Raw genomic sequence first — 3,859 nt, forward strand, 5'->3', positions numbered from 1 at the left:
GAGTCCATGCGGGTTTTCGTATGCATAGGTTTGTCGGTAATATACGGATATATTAACGTTTCGAGAACTGAGAAGCCTTACGAGCTTTCTTGAGGCCGTATTTGCGGCGTTCTTTTTCACGCGGGTCACGCGTGAGGAAACCGGCTTTTTTCAGTGCCTGACGGAAATCGCTGTCGACTTCCAACAGAGCGCGGCTGATACCGTGACGGATTGCGCCGGCCTGGCCGGACGGACCGCCGCCCTTAACGTCAGCGATGACGTCGTACTGTTCGGTTACACCTGTGAGTACGAGGGGCTGTTTAATAACCAATTCCAGCGTTTTACGACCGAAATATTCGTTCAATTCTTTTTTATTGACGGTGATATTACCCTGACCCGGAACCAGACGAACTCTAGCAACGGATGTCTTTCTACGGCCAGTGCCGTAGTACTGTGCTACTGCCATGAAATCTTCCTCCCGGTATTAATTAGCGAATGTTTAACTTCAAAACTTCAGGTTGCTGAGCCTGATGCGGATGTTCAGCGCCTGCATAGACGTTCAGTTTACGGTACATCTGTTCACCCAATTTATTTTTCGGGAGCATACCGCGAACTGCCATTTCAACAACACGTTCCGGCCGTGTTCCGAGCAGATGGCCGGCCTGAGTGAATTTAGATCCACCAGGATAACCGGAATGATGGAAATAGGTCTTCTGGATTAATTTCTTACCAGTCAATTTAACTTTTGCTGCGTTGACTACAATTACAAAATCGCCTGTATCGACATGCGGGGTAAAAGTAGGTTTATGTTTTCCCCGAAGAACTTTAGCTACTTCGGCAGCAAGACGGCCTAATGTCTGGCCTTCAGCGTCAACAACAAACCATTTACGTTCGATGTTGCCTGCATTGGCCATAAATGTAGTTTTCATGCTGTGTAATTCCTCCCTGATTAACTAACTGACCAAGCTTTTGGTGCTCTTTCTCCGGGGCTAATGGAGTCCAAGTGAAAAGCTTACTTATTTATTTTACAGATTTCACTGCCCCTTGTCAACAATTATTTTACTTTTTTCAAGTTTTTCCCGGATAAATCCCCGACCGGAAGGACTCTTCCGCCTCTGCATAGCTGATGATTCCGCTTTCGCATACTATATATATCATTATATATTTAAGCAGTACCTTTATATTAGAACGTTTAACTTAAAATTTCTTGAATTTTTTTCGAAAAATCATTTGACAAGACCTCGTTTTGATGATAGACTTACGTCAACAACTTGATAGTGTTGCAATGAAGAGAAGAGTACACGATAGGACTTGGCACAGAGAGTTCCCGATTTGGTGGAAGGGAATGCAATGAGCATCGTGGAAGATGGACTCCGAGCAGGCTGGTCGAATAATTAGACCGTCCGGGCGCACCCGTTACAGTGCTAAGGTATTGAGGGCAAGATTTGCCTGCGTACCTGAAGAGGCTTATCCTGTGAAGGATAGGTGAAATTGGGTGGTATCACGGTGCTTCCGTCCCTTACATAGGGATGGAAGCTTTTTTTATTACAAGGCTTTCAAGTTTATACTACATTATATTTTTTAAGATATCAGGGGGAAATGTATTATGAGCGAAAACAAAAACTACAAATTCGAAACGTTACAACAGCATGCAGGTCAGGTTCCGGATCCGACGACGGGTTCCCGTGCCGTTCCTATTTACCAGACGACGTCTTACGTCTTTAAAGATACGCAGCAGGCAGAAGACCGCTTTGCATTGAGAGACCCGGGCTTCATCTACAGCCGTTTGACCAATCCGACCCAGGACGTCCTGGAAAAACGAATCGCCGCGCTTGAAAACGGCACAGCCGGTCTTGCTACGGCCAGCGGCGCATCGGCTATCGCCTACTCCATCATCAACTTGGCCGGCGCCGGCGACGAAATCATCGCTGCTCCTACCCTGTATGGCGGCACGGTCGAACTGTTTACGGAAACGTTCAAACATCTCGGCATTACGACGCACTTTGCCGATCCCGATGATCCGCAGTCCTTTGCTAAATACATCAACGACAAGACCAAGGCCATTTACCTCGAAAGCCTCGGCAACCCGGCCATCAATATTCCCGACTTTGAAGCCATCGCAGCCATTGCCCATGAAAACGGCTTGCCGGTCATCGTCGACAATACCTTTGCAACGCCGTTCCTCTTCCGTCCTCTCGACCACGGTGCCGACATCGTCGTCCATTCTGCTACGAAATTCATCGGCGGCCACGGCACGACCTTAGGCGGCCTCATCGTAGAAAACGGTAAATTCGATTGGGCAGCTTCGGGCCGCTTCAAAGAATTCGCTTCGCCGGATCAGTCCTATAACGGCGTCAACTTCGCCAAGGATATTCCCGGCGCCGGCTTCGTCACCCGCATCCGCGCCAAAGCCCTCCGCGACCTCGGCGCCTGCATCAGCCCGTTCAACGCCTGGCTCCTCATCCAGGGCCTTGAATCGCTGTCGCTGCGCATCGAACGCCATGTTGCCAATGCCCAGAAAATCGCTGATTTCTTAGAAAACAGCCCGAAAGTCGCCAAGGTCAACTATCCGTCCCTGCCGTCTTCGCCGTACTATAAATTGGCTCAGAAATACTTCCCCAAGGGAACGGGTTCTATCTTCTCCTTTGAACTCAAAGACGGCTATACGGCAGCCCGCAAATTCATCGACAGCGCCGATATCTTCTCGGACCTGGCCAACGTCGGCGACTCCAAGTCGCTCCTCGTTCACCCGGCTTCGACGACACATCAGCAGCTTTCCGAAGAAGCCCAGCGCGCCTGCGGCATTACGCCCGGTACGGTCCGCATCTCCATCGGTCTCGAAAACATTGAAGACCTCTTAGCTGCCGTCGAAAACGCACTGGAATCTATTTAAGTATCTTTTCGCAGGGAGGACCGGATTATGCCGATTAAAATTGCCGACGGGCTTGCCGCCAAAGAAAAACTGCACGACGAGGGGATTTTCACCATCGATAAGGGGCTGGCCCTCCATCAGGACATCCGGCCCCTGCACATCCTCATCCTCAACCTGATGCCTTTAAAGAAGCCCACGGAGCTCCAGCTCCTGCGCCTGCTCGGTGACTCGCCGCTCCAGGTCGAAGTCGACTTCTGCCATACGGAAATGCATCAGAGTACCCATACCGATGCCTCTTACCTCGATGAAAACTACTACGTTTTCGAAGACATTAAGGACCGCTACTATGACGGCCTGATCATTACCGGCGCGCCGGTCGAACAGATTCCCTTTGAATCCGTCGACTACTGGCCGGAAATGAAGACCTATTTCGACTGGGCCAAGACCCATGCCTTTTCGACGCTCCTCTTCTGCTGGGGCGCCCAAGCCGGGCTTTACCACTACTACGGCATCCACAAACGGGATCTGTCTTCCAAGCTCTTCGGTATCTTTGAATACCAACTGACTCAGAAGCACCATCCCCTCCTCCGGGGTTTCGATGACCGCTACTTCATTCCCCAGTCCCGCCATACGGCCATAGATGACATTGCCGTCTACAACACTCCGGAACTGGAAATCCTGTCTCGGTCCGCCGAAAACGGCATCAACATCATCGGTACGCCGGACCACCGCCGCTTCTTCGTCCTCGGCCACTTCGAATACGACCGCCGAACCCTCGAAGAAGAGTACCTGCGGGATAAGAAAAAAGGCCTTCCCATCGCCGTCCCCAAGCACTATTACCCGGGCGACAACGATACCAAGGAACCGTACTTCACATGGTGCAGCTACGCCCACCTCTTCTACCACAATTGGCTGAATATCGTCTATCAGGAAACGCCTTATGAATTGGAATCGATTCACAGCCTCGCTTCCTGCGGCCATTAACAGACAAAAAATCACCTCCCAAGC

General features: G+C 50.7%; 4 protein-coding genes and 1 other annotated feature. Of the genes, 2 read left to right on the top strand and 2 right to left on the bottom strand.

Annotated elements, in window-relative coordinates; genetic code table 11:
* Positions 1-52: 52 nt before the first annotated feature.
* On the bottom strand, positions 53-445 hold the full coding sequence (rpsI, locus tag TX77_RS10295) for a 30S ribosomal protein S9 (RefSeq protein WP_044505002.1): 393 nt from the start codon (positions 443-445) through the stop codon (positions 53-55).
* Positions 446-467: 22 nt separating this feature from the next.
* Positions 468-908 (bottom strand): 50S ribosomal protein L13, encoded by a 441-nt coding sequence (gene rplM / locus TX77_RS10300; protein ID WP_044505003.1) that lies wholly within the window; start codon positions 906-908, stop codon positions 468-470.
* Positions 909-1,255: 347 nt separating this feature from the next.
* Positions 1,256-1,502, top strand: a binding site (T-box leader).
* Between the two features lie 83 nt (positions 1,503-1,585).
* On the opposite strand from rplM, the gene TX77_RS10305 reads away from it, so the two are divergent.
* Together TX77_RS10305 and TX77_RS10310 are read left to right on the top strand one after the other, a co-directional pair.
* Positions 1,586-2,872, top strand: a complete 1,287-nt coding sequence (locus TX77_RS10305) for an O-acetylhomoserine aminocarboxypropyltransferase/cysteine synthase family protein (RefSeq protein WP_044505004.1) — start codon at positions 1,586-1,588, stop codon at positions 2,870-2,872.
* Between the two features lie 27 nt (positions 2,873-2,899).
* The gene (locus tag TX77_RS10310; protein WP_044505005.1) at positions 2,900-3,835 is read left to right on the top strand and encodes a homoserine O-succinyltransferase; all 936 of its coding nucleotides are present in this window, start codon (positions 2,900-2,902) and stop codon (positions 3,833-3,835) included.
* Positions 3,836-3,859 lie beyond the last annotated feature (24 nt).

It is taken from the genome of Megasphaera massiliensis, from assembly GCF_000455225.1.
Lineage (GTDB): Bacteria > Bacillota > Negativicutes > Veillonellales > Megasphaeraceae > Megasphaera > Megasphaera massiliensis.